16 protein-coding genes are annotated in these 13938 nt (G+C 61.2%); 9 read left to right on the plus strand and 7 right to left on the minus strand.

The window, feature by feature from the left end:
- Positions 1-45: 45 nt before the first annotated feature.
- The 4 genes from JOH52_RS17715 to JOH52_RS17730 are packed head-to-tail and all read right to left on the minus strand — an operon-like array spanning position 46 to position 1840.
- On the minus strand, positions 46-585 hold the full coding sequence (locus JOH52_RS17715) for a DUF1697 domain-containing protein (RefSeq protein ID WP_010969217.1): 540 nt from the start codon (positions 583-585) through the stop codon (positions 46-48).
- Positions 582-1019, minus strand: coding sequence for a DUF2267 domain-containing protein (locus JOH52_RS17720; protein WP_017266739.1), 438 nt, complete (start codon positions 1017-1019; stop codon positions 582-584). The genes JOH52_RS17715 and JOH52_RS17720 overlap by 4 nt, the downstream gene beginning before the upstream one ends.
- Entirely contained in the window at positions 1016-1390 is a 375-nt protein-coding gene (gene yidD / locus JOH52_RS17725) for a membrane protein insertion efficiency factor YidD (protein ID WP_014529685.1), read from the minus strand. Before yidD ends, JOH52_RS17720 begins: the two co-directional genes overlap by 4 nt.
- A 3-nt stretch (positions 1391-1393) precedes the next feature.
- On the minus strand, positions 1394-1840 hold the full coding sequence (locus JOH52_RS17730) for an iron-sulfur cluster assembly scaffold protein (RefSeq protein WP_014529686.1): 447 nt from the start codon (positions 1838-1840) through the stop codon (positions 1394-1396).
- A gap of 338 nt (positions 1841-2178) precedes the next feature.
- Here JOH52_RS17730 and folE point away from each other — a divergent pair, with 338 nt between their 5' ends.
- The 3 genes from folE (at position 2179) to JOH52_RS17745 (ending at position 4659) form a co-directional block, all read left to right on the plus strand.
- The gene (gene folE / locus JOH52_RS17735) at positions 2179-2793 is read left to right on the plus strand and encodes a GTP cyclohydrolase I FolE (RefSeq protein WP_014529687.1); all 615 of its coding nucleotides are present in this window, start codon (positions 2179-2181) and stop codon (positions 2791-2793) included.
- A 101-nt stretch (positions 2794-2894) separates the two neighbouring features.
- Positions 2895-3347 carry a phosphoribosyl-AMP cyclohydrolase gene (gene hisI / locus JOH52_RS17740; RefSeq protein WP_003534698.1) on the plus strand — a complete coding sequence of 151 codons (453 nt, stop codon included), beginning with the start codon at positions 2895-2897 and terminating at the stop codon, positions 3345-3347.
- Positions 3348-3693: 346 nt separating this feature from the next.
- Entirely contained in the window at positions 3694-4659 is a 966-nt protein-coding gene (locus JOH52_RS17745; protein WP_003534696.1) for a patatin-like phospholipase family protein, read from the plus strand.
- Between the two features lie 462 nt (positions 4660-5121).
- Here the strand turns inward: JOH52_RS17745 and JOH52_RS17750 are convergent, their stop codons facing one another.
- Both JOH52_RS17750 and JOH52_RS17755 read right to left on the minus strand, forming a co-directional pair.
- Positions 5122-5550: a CBS domain-containing protein gene (locus JOH52_RS17750; RefSeq protein WP_003534694.1), complete on the minus strand. Its 429-nt coding sequence runs from the start codon at positions 5548-5550 to the stop codon at positions 5122-5124.
- A gap of 395 nt (positions 5551-5945) precedes the next feature.
- Positions 5946-6677 (minus strand): rhomboid family intramembrane serine protease, encoded by a 732-nt coding sequence (locus tag JOH52_RS17755; RefSeq protein ID WP_003534691.1) that lies wholly within the window; start codon positions 6675-6677, stop codon positions 5946-5948.
- Positions 6678-6958: 281 nt separating this feature from the next.
- On the opposite strand from JOH52_RS17755, the gene JOH52_RS17760 reads away from it, so the two are divergent.
- From JOH52_RS17760 to JOH52_RS17785, 6 genes are all read left to right on the plus strand, one after another.
- Entirely contained in the window at positions 6959-7621 is a 663-nt protein-coding gene (locus JOH52_RS17760) for a PAS domain-containing protein (protein ID WP_014529689.1), read from the plus strand.
- 67 nt (positions 7622-7688) lie between these two features.
- Positions 7689-8297: a PilZ domain-containing protein gene (locus tag JOH52_RS17765; RefSeq protein WP_003534682.1), complete on the plus strand. Its 609-nt coding sequence runs from the start codon at positions 7689-7691 to the stop codon at positions 8295-8297.
- An 859-nt stretch (positions 8298-9156) separates the two neighbouring features.
- Positions 9157-9765, plus strand: coding sequence for a transglutaminase-like cysteine peptidase (locus tag JOH52_RS17770; RefSeq protein WP_014529690.1), 609 nt, complete (start codon positions 9157-9159; stop codon positions 9763-9765).
- A 229-nt stretch (positions 9766-9994) separates the two neighbouring features.
- Entirely contained in the window at positions 9995-10723 is a 729-nt protein-coding gene (locus tag JOH52_RS17775; protein WP_014529691.1) for a hypothetical protein, read from the plus strand.
- Positions 10724-10966: 243 nt separating this feature from the next.
- The gene (locus JOH52_RS17780; protein WP_014529692.1) at positions 10967-12469 is read left to right on the plus strand and encodes a D-alanyl-D-alanine carboxypeptidase; all 1503 of its coding nucleotides are present in this window, start codon (positions 10967-10969) and stop codon (positions 12467-12469) included.
- A 75-nt stretch (positions 12470-12544) separates the two neighbouring features.
- Complete coding sequence (locus JOH52_RS17785; RefSeq protein WP_010969213.1) at positions 12545-12814, plus strand: hypothetical protein; 270 nt, start codon at positions 12545-12547, stop codon at positions 12812-12814.
- 670 nt (positions 12815-13484) lie between these two features.
- Here the strand turns inward: JOH52_RS17785 and JOH52_RS17790 are convergent.
- On the minus strand, positions 13485-13919 hold the full coding sequence (locus JOH52_RS17790; protein WP_003536712.1) for a DUF1489 family protein: 435 nt from the start codon (positions 13917-13919) through the stop codon (positions 13485-13487).
- Between the last annotated feature and the right edge of the window lie 19 nt (positions 13920-13938).

The raw sequence follows: 13938 nt of genomic DNA on the forward strand, positions 1-13938 counted from the left end.
CGGGCCTGATAAAGCTTTTTCACCGTGGAGTAAAGGCGCGGCCGCTCAACCGGCAACCATTCCACGCAGTCCCTTCACCGTATTCCAGTTGCGCACCGTCCCGATGCCGAGCCGCTTGGTCGTTAGCGCCCCGAGCAGCTTCGATTCGCTCGCCTTGCCGGCAAAATCGACCCAGAGATCGCCGTCCACTATGGCCACGCGCTCGCCCCTGGAGCAATAGCCGAGCAGTTTTTCCCGCATGTCGACCTCGAGAGGCAAGCGCATCACCCGCACGTGGACGCTCGCAGGGTCCCTTTCGCTTTCCGCGAGAAAAGGGTTGCCTGCAGCAAGTCTCGACCAGTCCTCCGCGGAACGAACGATGATGTCGACGTGACGGCCGAAGGTCTTCTCGAAAGCCTTTTCGAGTTCGGCCTCCAATTCCGCGAGGGGCTTTTCCGGCGCCTCGAACAGGAGATTGCCCGTGGCGACAAGCGTGCGCGGCGCCCTGCAGCCGAGCGCTTCGGCCATCGCCTTCAAGTCGGCCATTACGACGCGCCGGCCGTCGCCGAGAACGATGCTGTGGAGCAAGGCGACGTAAGCCTTCATTCGCTCGAAGCCCGCCAGAAATCGACTGCCCCCGCCGGCAGCCGTGCAAGCACACGATCGAGCAGGGTTTTGTCGACATTCCGCCGCAAAGCCGCGGCTACATCTGCAATCGCCGTTTCCGGAGAGACGTTGTGGTTGCCGCGGAAGGCCTGCACCTCGCGCGTCATCGCCCGGCGCTCGGAGAAGGGGAGCGTCGGCTCCTCCAGATCCCAATCGGCGACGAAGATCGCACGAAGGACCGGCGGCAGCGCATTGGCGAAAAGCAGGGCGGCGGAAATTTCGAGGCGGCGGCGGAAAGTGTAAAGCACCGCCTGCACCATCGTATAGGCCTGATTGGTTGTCTGAAGAGCGGCGATATCGCGCGCATCGACGATGAACCGGTCGAAATCCGCAGAGGCCTGCCGGTACTCCATCGGAATGGTCACGGCTCTCATGCGTCCTTTCGGCGTCGCTGCCAGTAGCGCCATGGCGTGTACCAGCGCTGGCGCGGTGCGAGGCTGTCCGGCACCGGATCGAATCCGTGGGTTCCGCCCGGGCCGCAGCGGATGACCCGGAACAAGGTCAGCCACCCGCCGGCCCAGAGGCCGTACCGGGCGATCGCCTCGAAGCCGTATTCCGAACAGGTCGGCAGGTGCCGGCAGGAATTGCCGATGAAGCTCGACAGCGTCAGTTGATAGGCGCGGATCAGGGCCATGCCGACGAGCCGTCCCGGCGTCTTGCGGAACGGCCCGGACCAATTCCGCCCTCCGGCGGCACCGGTATCGCCGCGGGTGATTGCATGATCGGCATGGGGCTGAGGGCACATGGCTCAGACGGCCGCAGCGAGGCGCCTCGCCTCGATCTGCCCGATGGCATCGACGACGGCATCGAAAGTCAGCATCGTCGAGGCATGGCGCGCCTTGTAGTCCTTGACGGGCTTCAGAAAGCGCATGTCCTCGAAACGGTCCGACGGGCCCTCCCCATCGGCCTTCAGCATGGCCAGCATATCCTCGCGGGCCTGCCGGATCTCGTCCGCATGGGCCCCTACGACATGCCGCGCCATGATGGATGAAGATGCCTGGCCGAGCGCGCAAGCCTTGACGTCATGGGAGAAGTCGCTGACGACGTCGCCGTCCATCTTCAGCCAGATTCTCACCTTCGAGCCGCAGAGCTTGGAATGCGCGGCGGCTTCGGCGTCGGCGTCGGCCAACATTCCGAGGCGCGGAATATTGCCTGCGAATTCGAGAATTCTGCTGTTGTAAATGTCGTCGATCATTTAGGAATCCGGTGGATTTTTCGCGGTTTCTGACGTTCGGCGCATGATTTTCCCCAGGGGGCGGGAAAAAAGCAAGGCGTGGCGCATTCGGGCTCTTTTATCCATGTGGCACCATACTATATGCTATGTCGTGTTGGGGTGACAGTTCCGCAAGGGGATCAAATGTCGCCTGTTGTTTGGGAAACCGTGCCGGACGGTCCAGTGCACTGCTAAGCCGAGACCCGAAAGCCCCGGAACCCGCCAACGGAACCCAAGCCTGCAGGGTTAGGCGTATGGCCAATGGCGAGTTGTCCGAAAAGATAAAACGTCAGCAATTTCGTATTGCTTGAAGGGGCCATATGGACGCCATAGTGAAGAATTTTCCTGTGCTCGACGACACAGGTCGTCCGACGCAGAAGGAAGCCGAAGAAGCCGTTCGCGTCTTGTTGCGCTGGGCAGGTGAAGATCCGGCACGAGAAGGCCTGAAGGACACGCCTGCGCGTGTCGCCAAGGCGTATCGGGAAATTTTCGGCGGCTACGATCTCGTGGCGGAAGACGTGCTCGGACGAACCTTCGAGGAAGTCTCAGGCTACGACGATATCGTGCTCGAAAAGGACATCCCCTTCTATTCGCATTGCGAGCACCACATGGTGCCGATCATCGGCAAGGCCCATATCGCCTATCTGCCGAACGGCCGCGTGCTCGGCCTTTCCAAGATCGCCCGGGTCGTCGATATCTACGCCCGTCGCCTGCAGACGCAGGAAGCGATGACGGCGCAGATCGCAAAGGCCATCGACGAGACCCTCATGCCGCGGGGCGTGGCGGTGATGATCGAGGCCGAGCACCTGTGCATGGCGATGCGCGGTATCAAGAAGCAGGGCGCGACGACGCTGACGACCACCTTCACCGGTGCGTTCAAGAGCGAGCCGGCCGAACAGGTCCGCTTCATGACGATGCTCAGGGGCTTCAAGTAAGCTCCGCCACCGCATGTTGAAACGCATGCAGCAACCCCCAAGTGCTACAGCGGCCTCGCGCGTCTGATCAAGACGCGCGGCGCTGTAGTGGAGCTCAGACGATGACGCTCACTTTTGCATCCCCCCCGCAGGACAAGGCCGAACTGGAAAGCGGCCCGGCCTTCACTCCGCGTTTCGACGAGAAGGGTCTGATCACGGCCGTCGTGACCGATGCCCGCGATGGCGAATTGCTGATGGTCGCGCATATGAACGCCGAAGCGCTGTCCCTCACGCTCGAGACCGGATTCGCGCATTACTACAGCCGCTCACGCGACCGCCTCTGGAAGAAGGGCGAAAGCTCGGGCAATTTGCAGACCGTCCGGGAAATACGAACCGATTGCGACCAGGACGCCGTCTGGTTGAAAGTCTCGGTGGCCGGCCACGATGCCACCTGCCATACCGGGCGCCGCTCGTGCTTCTATCGGACGGTCGGCGTCGCCGATGGCGAAGCAAAAGTGGCGATCACCGACGACCACAGGCATTTCGATCCGGCGCAGATCTACGCCGGCAACTGAGCATCTGCTTTTTTCTGGTTCGCCTGGTTGATATATTCATCTTTTGGCAACCAAACGGGCATCTAATCATTAATCTTGTAAGTGGTTCCCGCGGTAACGGCGGAGCACCAAAATGTGTTGCAGGCTGTATCCAATGTTTATCGGGCGGGCCGCATTTGTAGCCGGTTCAGTGCTATATCTCGATCATGGTGTCAGTCTTTCAGCGACCAAATGTGAGGCCGGCACCGGCATGTTTCGATGGCCGAATCGCTTCGGTTCAAGGAATATTCGGTAGTAGGGCTCGGCAGGGCTTCCTGCAGGGCCGTGTGCTGGAAGCTAATCTATTCGGCGGTGTCGGAGGTGCCGGATGCTGAACTGGACATTCACGCGTAACAGTCAGATTGCCGATCTTTCCGGCGCGAACGGGTCGTCGATCACGACCACTCCTCCAGCACTACCCATTTCCCAATCCGTGAAACCCAGGATTGCGCTGGCGCTCGGCGGCGGTGCTGCGCGGGGCTGGGCCCATATCGGTGTCCTGAAAGCCCTCGACGAGGAGGGTATCGAAGTCGGAATGATTGCGGGCACATCGATCGGTGCGCTGGTGGGCGGCTGTTACCTCGCCGGCAAGCTCGATGAATTGGAGGCTTTCGCCCGCTCGCTTACCGTGCGCCGCATTGCCGGCTTGCTCGATTTCGCGATCGGCGGCGGTGGCCTCTTCGGCGGTCTGCGGCTCACCAAGCGGATGCAGGAACATCTGCAGAACCTCAGTATCGAGGATCTCGACCGGCCCTTCGTGGCCGTCGCCACGGAGGTCTACAGCGGTCACGAGGTATGGATCGAGAAAGGATCCCTTATTACCGCCATTCGCGCATCTTACGCCTTGCCTGGCATTTTCGAGCCCGTCAACGCCAATGGCCGGACTCTCATCGACGGCGCGCTGGTCAACCCCGTTCCCGTTTCGGTCTGCCGCGCACATGAGCAGTTGCACGTCGTCGCCGTCAACCTGAACTACGATGTCTACGGGCGCTCGGCGGTGGTCAAGCACAGCGCCGGCATGGAAACGCCCGATGCGCCGGCAACGGAGGCAAACCGCTTTTCAGCACGGCTCGGCATGACCAGCGTCATGGTCCAGGCCTTCAACATCATTCAGGACCGCATTTCGCGCGCCCGGCTGGCTGGCGATCCGCCGGATCTGTCTCTCCACCCGAAGCTGAACGATATCGGACTTTCGGAATTCCACCGCGCGGGCGAAGCGATCGAGCGCGGCTATCAGGAAGCCAAGATCAAGCTTTCGGAAATCCGGCGCATGCAGGAACCGCTGTCCCGTTGAACGGCTGGGAGAATTCGCGGATCGGCCCAAGTGTTCCAAGGCCCGTTGAGATCCGGACACCCGGCGCCGCTTGTTTGATTTCCTCATTCCTGTGCTTGTCACAGGAATCCAGCCAGACCAAGTCCTTGGGCTGAAAGAATGCTCCCGCGCCGCAGACGCGGCGCTGCTGGATCCCTGTGACGAGCACAGGGATGAGGTAGAGGAGAGATTGCAGTCCTCCGAAAAGTTCCTACAGCGCCGCTCGTCTTATGAGACGCGCAAAGGTCGCTGTAGCACTTTGAGCTGCTGCATGTTTTTGTCCATTGATCGGCCACGATCAATGGACACATGCAGTGGCGCACGGTCGGTACTCAAGGAAATTCAAGCGCATCGCCATGTGTGCTGACAAAACCGAGCAGGGCTTCAACGCCATTATCCATCTCGCAGCAGCCATCATAAACTCAAAATGAATCTCAACAGGCCCTAGCCGGCGATATAGGCCTTGATCTGTTCGGCCTCGTTCTCGATGGCGCGGATGTGATACTTAACCACGTCTCCGATCGAGATAATGCCGGCCAGCCGGCCTTCCCGCTCCACGGGCAGATGACGCGCGCGAAATTTACTCATCATCTCCATCAGCGAGTCGACGGACATTTCCTCGCGACAGCAATAGACGTTCTGCCACATGACGGAAGAAACCGGCTTGTCGAGGCAGGCGGCACCATATCGGGCAATCGAGGCGACGATGTCGCGCTCCGTCATGATGCCAACGATATGCTCCTCCGGATCGACGACGACAACGGCTCCGATATGATTTTCATGCAGTAAAGACGCGGCCTGCTGAACCGTCACCTGCGCTGTGACCGTGATGACGTTGCTGCCTTTTTCATTGAGAATCGCTTTCACCGACATGCGCACATCTCCCGTTGCGACAAAACCGGGCCGACGGGAAGAGTTTCCGTCCGTGCCGGTCACTGCACTTTCTTCCGGCGGAAGGAAGACCGCGAAGACAGTGCAGATGGCCGCAGGAAACCCGTACCCATTCCGGCGCCTGCGCTGCCCTTTGCCGCTCCTCGAGCACAAAGCTACGCCGGCACCCGGCCTTTTCCGCGGTCGCCTCGAGCAATTCGGCGGCCGTGATGAATGGTGCTCCAGCGACTTCAGGAAATCAAGGCTTCTGCAGAAAGCCTGCCGCCTCTGCGGCGAAATCAGGCATCACGAAAATTCTGCGGTTGATACAATCGATTATCGCACTCTCGCCCGAAGGCGGCCGAGGCTTCTTCCCGGCTGGCGGCGCCTCACCCAACCTACCTTCGGGGATCGAAGAATGCGAACAGAAGGAAGCCGAAGAGGAAACCGCCGATATGCGCCTCCCAGGCCACGCTTCCTGCCCCTCCGATCGACAGAAAGCCAAAGCCCACCAGCAAATTGGTCAGAAACCATATCCCGGTGAAGACGAGCACGGACCGGTTGGTGAGCGTCTCCGCAAACGACAGCCGTCGATTGAGATGGGCAAACTGGCGGCTGATGCGACCGCTCGGGGAAAATACGAAACGGGCCGCCGCCCCCATCAAGCCTGAAACGACGCCCGAAGCCCCGATCACCACGGCCATCTCGCCCCAGTGGAAGATGATGTGCAAGCCGACGGCGGCAGCCGCCGACAGGCACCAGAACAAGGCGAGCCGAGCCATCCCGATCCGTCTGACGACGGGGGCGCCGAACGCGACCATCCAGAAGACATTGAAGATGAGATGCTCCCAACTTCCGTGCAGGAAGGAATAGGTCACCGGCGTCCAGAGCCAGACCAGCCCCTGCTCACCGAGCGGAAGCGTGTAGCGCACGGGCAGAAAGGCAAAGTTGAGGATCAGCTCCTGGTCGATCTCGGCCGGCAGGACATAGGTCCTCAAGACATGGACCGCGATCAGGAACGAAAGGATTCCGGTCAGCCCCGGCGGAAGATTGAAGGCGGGCTCGCGACTGCGGACGTCGGTACTGTCGACATCGGTTTCCGGTGACGTTGCCGCCTGATCCCGTTCCATAGCTGCCTCTTCCCTTCGGTCGCTGCGGTTGCGCCCAGACGGCGGCGAACCGCCCGCAGTAGCGCGCAAGGGATAAGCAAACAAAAAAACGCCGTCCAGTGAAAACTGAACGGCGTCACGCGCCGTTGCGCGCGCGTCAGTCGATGTGCTGAAGGCAATCCTTCGTGAAGTGCTGCCGAATGACATGGCAGCCGCCGGCGTCGAGCGCAATCGAAACCGGCCGTTAACCTTAATTTCGCCGTGGCACGAAAATCGCTCCATGCACTCAAGGACCACGCAATATGCCGCCGGCTATCTCGATCTGGGACGGTCTGCGCCGCAACAACGACCGATCGGGCAAGATGCGCAGCAGAACGACAATGGAACTGTTTCAATACTGGAACGAAGTTCGCGGCGGCCGCGATCTCCCGCGCCGTGACGAAATCCAGCCCGCCGATATTCGTTCACTCCTGCCCAACGTCTTCATCCTCCAGGCGCAGGCGGACGGTGGAATACACTTTCGTCTCGCGGGCACCCACATCTGCGGCTTGTTCGGCGACGAACTCCGCCACCGTCAATTCTCCGCCTTGTGGCTCGGCGGACAGCAGGAGGAGGCTGCCCGTATCGCCGGTCAGGTCGTGAAGCGATGCATGCCGATGCTACTGGCTGCGTCCGGCGCAACCGCAACCGGGGATCGGTTGGAAGTGGAAATTCTGCTTACCCCCCTCGCCTCTCCCGATGGAACGGGCGACCGCATACTCGGCGCTCTGTCGCCGCTGTCCCGTCCGATATGGCTGCACATGAAGCCATTGCAGCACCTTGTCCTGGAAAGCCGCTGTGCCGCATTGCCTGCGTCCGAATGCTCCACGACTGCCGGTCTTACCGGCAGCCGCATCGATGCCTGCGATCGCCCCTTCCGCATGGCGCAGCACCTGCGCGTCTTCGAGGGTGGAAGGCGAAACTGAGCGAACCTTCTGTTAATCGGTGCGGTCTATACTTTCGCCTGCAAAATATATCCATCGTAGAGTGATCATGTTCTCCTTCCAGCATGCGCAGAACAGCGCCCCGAAACCACATCAGGAAAGCGCCTTTCAGCGCGTTTCGGTCAATCTTTCGGGACGACTGATGCTTGCCAGTCACGAGGAATATGACTGTACCGCCCTGGAGATGTCGCCGGGCGACGTTCTGTTGACCTCGCCCGCGCGTCCGCGCGGCGGAGAGCGTATCATTGCCTATGTCGACCATGTGGGTCGCCTCGAAGGCACGGTGTCACGCGTTGCGGACGATGCGTTCGTGATCCAGCTCAACGCCACGGAACGCAAGCGCGAGAAGCTTGCGGCACAACTGACCTGGATCGCCAACAAACACGAACTCGGTCTGCCGGAAGACCGGCGCCATGACCGGCTGGCACCTCGCAAGACATTGACGGAACTCACAGTCGATACCGGCGAGAGATACAGCTGTCGGATCATCGACCTCTCGCTTTCCGGCGCGGCGGTCGACATCGACACACGGCCTGCCGTAGGATCGCCGGTCAGGCTGGGTAACATGAAGGGCAGGATCGTCCGTCATTTCCAGGAAGGCGTCGCCATCGAATTCTCCGGGATACAGTCCCGCGAGGCACTGACCGAGTTTCTGTAAGCACTAAGGCGTGTTGAGATTCATCTTGAGGTTATGGCGGCTGCTGCGAGATGGATAATTTCGTTGAAGCTCTGGTCGGTTTTGTCGCTACGCATGGCGCGACGCGCTTGAATTTCTTGGATACCGACTGCGCAGCCCACTGCATGTTTCCTTTGATCGTCGCCGATCAAAGGACAAGAACATGCAGCAGTCAAAGTGCTACAGCGACCTTTGCGCGTCTGATAAGACGCTGCAATCTCTCCTCACCCTCATCTCTGTGCTTGTCACAGAGATCCAGCAGCGCTGCGTCTGCGGCGCGGGGGAATGTTCTTTCAGCCCAAGGACTTGGTCTGACTGGATCCCTGTGACGAGCACAGGGATGAGGAGATCAAGCCGGGGCGGGTATCCCGAATCTCAACAGACCTTAGAGGCGGCGCTTGCGTCAGCGGACCGCCTTGACCAAGCCTCTGCCCTCGCCTAGTCCAAAATCAACTCTTCCGCAGCGGGCCGGCAACAGAAATAGCTTCTGGTAAACCGGGCGTTACGCTTCCCGGCGATCCGACACTATTTCCTGCTGGCTCCGATGGGTCCCACCGTCACCGGCTGCATGGCTGGCGGGACGCGCAATCGCGGCTCTGCTACGCTCGCCGCACATAGTATTCTCACCTATATTCAATGGCTTACACGGATTTGCACCGTCGTCGCTCCCGGTGGCCGCCGACAAGCAGCATGAAAATCGATAAAATTTGAATCGAATTTTATTACTGTTCGCCTCAATTTTTATTCTTATGTTATTCGAGTTTGTTCTTGTTTTTACTTCCGATCTTCGCCGCCGGTAAAAAACTCTGTGCCAATGTCGAACCACAACGGGGAGACAGACATGCGCACAATCATCACCATGGCGATCGCTGCCGCAGCCCTTGCCACCGGCCTCATCGCCGGGCCGGCTTACGCGGTGCCGGCGAACATGACGGTCGGCGGCGCGACCAACCCGCCGATCGGGCATTACGAGTTCTGCAAGGCCAATCCCTCCGAATGCGCGGCCATTGGCGCGGACCATGGCCCGTCCGTGCTGACGCGCGACAGCTGGAAGAAGATCCTCGAAATCAATTACGAGGTGAATCAGGCGATCGCCCCGATGACCGACATGGAAATCCATGGCGTCGAGGAAAACTGGTCCTACCCGGACGCCGTCGGCGACTGCGAGGATTACGTGCTGCTGAAACGCCGCAGGCTGATCGAAAGCGGCTTCTCCCCCGCCGATCTTCTGATCACCGTCGTCCTGCAGCCGAATGGCGACGGTCATGCCGTCCTGACGGTGCGCACCGACCGCGGCGATTTCATTCTCGACAACATGCGCAGCAAGGTGCTGCTCTGGTCGGACACGGAATATACCTACCTGAAGCGGCAGTCCTCGGAGCATGCCGGGCGCTGGGTGAAACTGCAGGATGGCCGCGCTCTCGCCGTCGGCAGCGTCAGCGCGCAATAACGGATGAGCAGGCGCCGGCCATGGCCCGCGCCTCTGATCGGCCCCGGTCGGCACTACCCCGTCCGGCCCGGGCCGATTTTCTCCGGGCGGCGCAGACCCGCCACGCTTCACCCAATATTAACCAAGTTGGACGAGCCTTGGCTGCGAGCGAATTCCGCGCGGCGAGGTCATCCAGTGGCCTTCGAGCGGATAGAACGCGCGCCCTGATCAGCTACCCTACGGCGCAGCCATGAACCCGCCCCACATTCCCGAACCGGAACTCCTGCCGCTCCTTTCGTCCCGCTTCGTCTACAAAGCGGCAGCAGCCGTCGTGATCCTCCTTGCGCTGACAATCACCCTTTCCTTTTCCGGGCAATGGTTCGGCCGACATCTCGCTGAGGCCGGCCACACGGCAAGCCGCGAAACCTATGACATCTTTATCGGCCAGGACCATTTGCGCCTGCCGGCGAATGTCATTCGCTTCGAAAACCAACGTAGCACGAGCATCGTCGGGCGCGTGGATCTCTATCTCACCTGGCCCGGGCTGGAAGGCTACGGCGAAGAGACGCGGCCCTTGTTCGACGATGTCAGCCGGCCGGAAAACCTGATCTTCCTGCAGGTCGCGCAGAGTACGATGTCTCGCGACATGTCGGGGCGCCTCGCCCCCGTCTACCGCCATATCCTGCAGGACGCGCCGCAGGCCGGCCCCGAGGGCCTGACAAGGTACGACGCAAAGCCGGATTCGAGCTATGCCGGCGAAGTCTTCTTCATCGCCGAGAGAGATGAGCGCCCTGCCTACGTGCTGCGCTGCGTACTCCCCGAGACCACCGCGGCTTCGACCAGCGCCGATTGCCAGCGCGACGTTCACATGGGCAAGGACCTCATCGTTCTCTACCGTTTCTCCAGCAGGTTGCTGCCGCAGTGGCGTGCCATCGAAGATTCGATGGAAACTTACATCAGCACGCATCTCGTGCCGTGATTTTGACGAAGAGTCGTGATGCAGCCAATGCGCCGGCTAGAACGGGATGGGGGAGTATGCGCGGGGTTTTCGGCCGAGCCTACCAAAACGTCATGATCTAGTGCGGGCTGAAGGTGCCGATCCTGAACAAAACGACCTGTGGCGGGCAACCAATCATTCATCATAAACCGATTGGTAACGCTATCCCGATACTGTCTCGGGAAAGGTCGTATCCGGAGACGGCATCCGGACGGCACCCCTGATATGAGAATGAAGAGCGATACAGTGTCTCAATCCGTTTTTTTTGATCTCGCGAAACGCCCGTTCGGCGTCTTTACAGAAGTTATGGGGCGGATTTTTCTCGCCGGCCTGATCGCCGTGCTGACCTTTTCGGCGCCCGCCTTCGCGAATTCCAAATATGCCGGCATCGTCGTCGACGCGAAAACCGGCAAGGTTCTTTACGGCGAAGACGCTGATCAATTACGCTATCCGGCCTCGCTGACGAAGATGATGACGCTGTATCTGACGTTCGAGGCGCTCGAAGCCGGACGGATCAGCAAAAGCACGCCTGTTCCCTTTTCCAAGAAGGCGTCGGCAGAGCCGCCGTCGAAGCTCGGTGTGCGCGCCGGGCGATCGATCACCGTCGAGCAGGCGATCCTCTCGCTGGTGACGCGCTCCGCCAACGATGCGGCGACGGCGCTTGGCGAGCTCCTGGGTGGTTCGGAACAGCGCTTCGCCCGGATGATGACCAACAAGGCCCGCGCGCTCGGCATGACGCGCACCACCTATCGCAACGCCCATGGCCTGCCCAATTCCGAACAACGGACGACGGCCCGCGACCAGGCCCGCCTCGGCATCGCGCTCCGGCAGCATTTCCCGCAGTATTACGACTACTTCTCCACGCGCAGCTTCCGTTTCGGCAAGCAGACGATCGGTAACCACAACCGGCTGCTCGGCAACGTCCGCGGGGTAGACGGTATCAAGACCGGCTATACGCGCGCTTCCGGCTTCAATCTCGTAACCTCGGCCCAGCTCGACGGGCGCAGCATCGTGGCGGTCGTCATGGGCGGCACGTCGGGCGGCGCCCGCGATGCGCAGATGCGCAAGCTCGTCGCGAAATACATGCCTTCCGCATCGCGCCGCGGCAGCGGCAATCTGATCGCCGAGGTCCCGGCCGAACCCGTGACGACGGTAGCCGAAGCCGAAGTACGGCCGGCCACCGCCGCAGCTGTCGCGTCGGCGGCAATGGACCTGCCGAATACCGGCCCGGTCCCGGATTTCCGCTACACCGGCGAAAGCGCCGCCGGCGTCGCAATGGCCTATGCATCGACGAAACCGGCCTCGGACAATCCCGTGCTCGCAGCCAAGATCGCGCCGAACACGCTCGACTCGCAGATCGCCAGACTTGCCCAGGAGCCGGAAGCCGCTGGCGACGTCGATACGCAGATCACCAATTCGGTCGCCACCGCTGAAACCGCACCTGCCGCGGCCGAAGCCAGCACCGAAGCGAATGTCGGCATGCAGGGCTGGGTCATCCAGATCGGCGCCACGCCCGACAAGACGCAGGCCATGACGCTGCTCGACAATGCCAAGGAAAAGGGCGGCAAGGCACTGCGTAACGCCACCCCCTTCACGGTCGCCTTCAGCAATGACGGAGCTCAGCTCTACCGCGCCCGCTTCGGCGGCTTCGACGATCAAGACAAGGCCGTCAACGCATGCAGGGCATTGAAGAAGAAGGGCTTCGCTTGCTGGGCGAGCCAGCAGTAAGAGACTCTATGAATGGCAGCCGGGCGCGTTTCTCCGGCTGTCCTCCTCGGTTTTGTACAGCGTAACGAGGTCAGCATGGCAATGAACGAGAACGTCCCCGGCGACACGATGATGGCGGACAGAAGAGCCAGACCATCGCGAATTCGGCTGCATCCGTTGCACGAGGCGGCCATGCGCATCGCGGACATCGGCCTGAACCGATCCAAGGCAAAAACGCGCGACCTGGTTGGCATGCTCCTTACGCATGGCGCGCGCGCCTGGCGTTCGACCCAGCCTCGGGCGGGCATCCATTTGCACGTCGCGGCACCGGGGCGCAGCCGCCCCCTCCGAATTCGCCTGCATTAGGCTCGAATTTGGAATATCGCATGCGGCTTTCCGCGCGCAGCCAGCGTTTCAACGCTTTAAACTCGATCATGCGGGCAGGTCATGGACCGCCCCTCATCCGCCTGCCGGCACCTTCTCCCCGCAAGCGGGGCGAAGGGAACTCGCGGCGCCCCACCGCTTTTCCCTTCTCCCCATCAAAATGCTACGGCATGCACATATCTCTTGCGCGCCGGTGCGGCGGATACTGCTCATGAATGGGATCCCTCGGGAACCCAACCGCCTCAACGCCGCTCGGTCGGGATTGCCCCTCAACCGGCTGCCGCCACCTTCTCCCCGCAGGCGGGGAGAAGGGATATGCCGCGCCCGCTCGCTCCCTCGGGCGGGCGGTGAATGCGGGGTTCAGTCGGCGCCGCTTGTCCCTTCTCCCCGCCTGCGGGGAGAAGGTGCCGGCAGGCGGATGAGGGGCGGGTGACCGCTAATGCCAATGTTAGCGCATATGGGTTTGATCCCAAGGACCCATCCGCAAGCCTCGCCACTGATGGAAATACAGATGCCGCCACTCCGGAGTAAATCCGCGAAGGGCTGGACAACAAGAGATATGTGCATGCCGTAGCATCAAAATGGGAGCAGCCGTGGTCATGAGCGCGATTTGTCGGACGCGTCCGCTCTCGCCGGCGAAGGTGGCCGCCGGCTATAAAAGGCCGAGTTCGGCGAGTTCACGCCGCAAGTCGAGCGGCATCTCCCCGCCATCGGCGAGCGAGGCAAGATCGCGCGGGGCTTCCTTCTCCTCGAGATAGCGCCAGCCCTGAAAAGCCCGACGCGGCTGCGGTTCCGTCTCCATGACTTCCGGACCGAGAAGGAGATTGCAGCGGCCGATGCCCTCGCCGTCGGTGAAGGTCTCGATGCCGATCAGCGGCTGACGCGCCTGAACGTATCCCTTGATCACCCAATAGAGCGAACCGCCGGCGAGAAGCTCTTCCGTACGCTTCGGGACCATCCGGGTCGTGTGGAAGGAGTGCGGCTGCTGCCCGGCTGCGATCGCCGCCAGGGCCTTGCGCGCTACCCATTCGCGCAGGTCCTCGATCGATTCGGCACCGACACAGAGTTTGATGAGATGCAAAGCCATGGCGAACCTTGAACACCCG

It is taken from the genome of Sinorhizobium meliloti (genome assembly GCF_017876815.1).
Classification (GTDB): Bacteria; Pseudomonadota; Alphaproteobacteria; order Rhizobiales; family Rhizobiaceae; genus Sinorhizobium; species Sinorhizobium meliloti.

Coding starts and splice junctions, on each gene's coding strand:
- JOH52_RS17715 (WP_010969217.1), bottom strand. CDS start 585: ATGAAGGCTTACGTCGCCTTGCTCCACAGCATCGTTCTCGGCGACGGC.
- JOH52_RS17770 (WP_014529690.1), top strand. CDS start 9,157: ATGCGCACAATCATCACCATGGCGATCGCTGCCGCAGCCCTTGCCACC.
- JOH52_RS17760 (WP_014529689.1), top strand. CDS start 6,959: ATGCCGCCGGCTATCTCGATCTGGGACGGTCTGCGCCGCAACAACGAC.
- JOH52_RS17720 (WP_017266739.1), bottom strand. CDS start 1,019: ATGAGAGCCGTGACCATTCCGATGGAGTACCGGCAGGCCTCTGCGGAT.
- JOH52_RS17730 (WP_014529686.1), bottom strand. CDS start 1,840: ATGATCGACGACATTTACAACAGCAGAATTCTCGAATTCGCAGGCAAT.
- JOH52_RS17785 (WP_010969213.1), top strand. CDS start 12,545: ATGGCAATGAACGAGAACGTCCCCGGCGACACGATGATGGCGGACAGA.
- folE (WP_014529687.1), top strand. CDS start 2,179: ATGGACGCCATAGTGAAGAATTTTCCTGTGCTCGACGACACAGGTCGT.
- JOH52_RS17750 (WP_003534694.1), bottom strand. CDS start 5,550: ATGTCGGTGAAAGCGATTCTCAATGAAAAAGGCAGCAACGTCATCACG.
- JOH52_RS17765 (WP_003534682.1), top strand. CDS start 7,689: ATGTTCTCCTTCCAGCATGCGCAGAACAGCGCCCCGAAACCACATCAG.
- JOH52_RS17745 (WP_003534696.1), top strand. CDS start 3,694: ATGCTGAACTGGACATTCACGCGTAACAGTCAGATTGCCGATCTTTCC.
- yidD (WP_014529685.1), bottom strand. CDS start 1,390: ATGTGCCCTCAGCCCCATGCCGATCATGCAATCACCCGCGGCGATACC.
- JOH52_RS17775 (WP_014529691.1), top strand. CDS start 9,995: ATGAACCCGCCCCACATTCCCGAACCGGAACTCCTGCCGCTCCTTTCG.
- JOH52_RS17755 (WP_003534691.1), bottom strand. CDS start 6,677: ATGGAACGGGATCAGGCGGCAACGTCACCGGAAACCGATGTCGACAGT.
- hisI (WP_003534698.1), top strand. CDS start 2,895: ATGACGCTCACTTTTGCATCCCCCCCGCAGGACAAGGCCGAACTGGAA.
- JOH52_RS17780 (WP_014529692.1), top strand. CDS start 10,967: ATGAGAATGAAGAGCGATACAGTGTCTCAATCCGTTTTTTTTGATCTC.
- JOH52_RS17790 (WP_003536712.1), bottom strand. CDS start 13,919: ATGGCTTTGCATCTCATCAAACTCTGTGTCGGTGCCGAATCGATCGAG.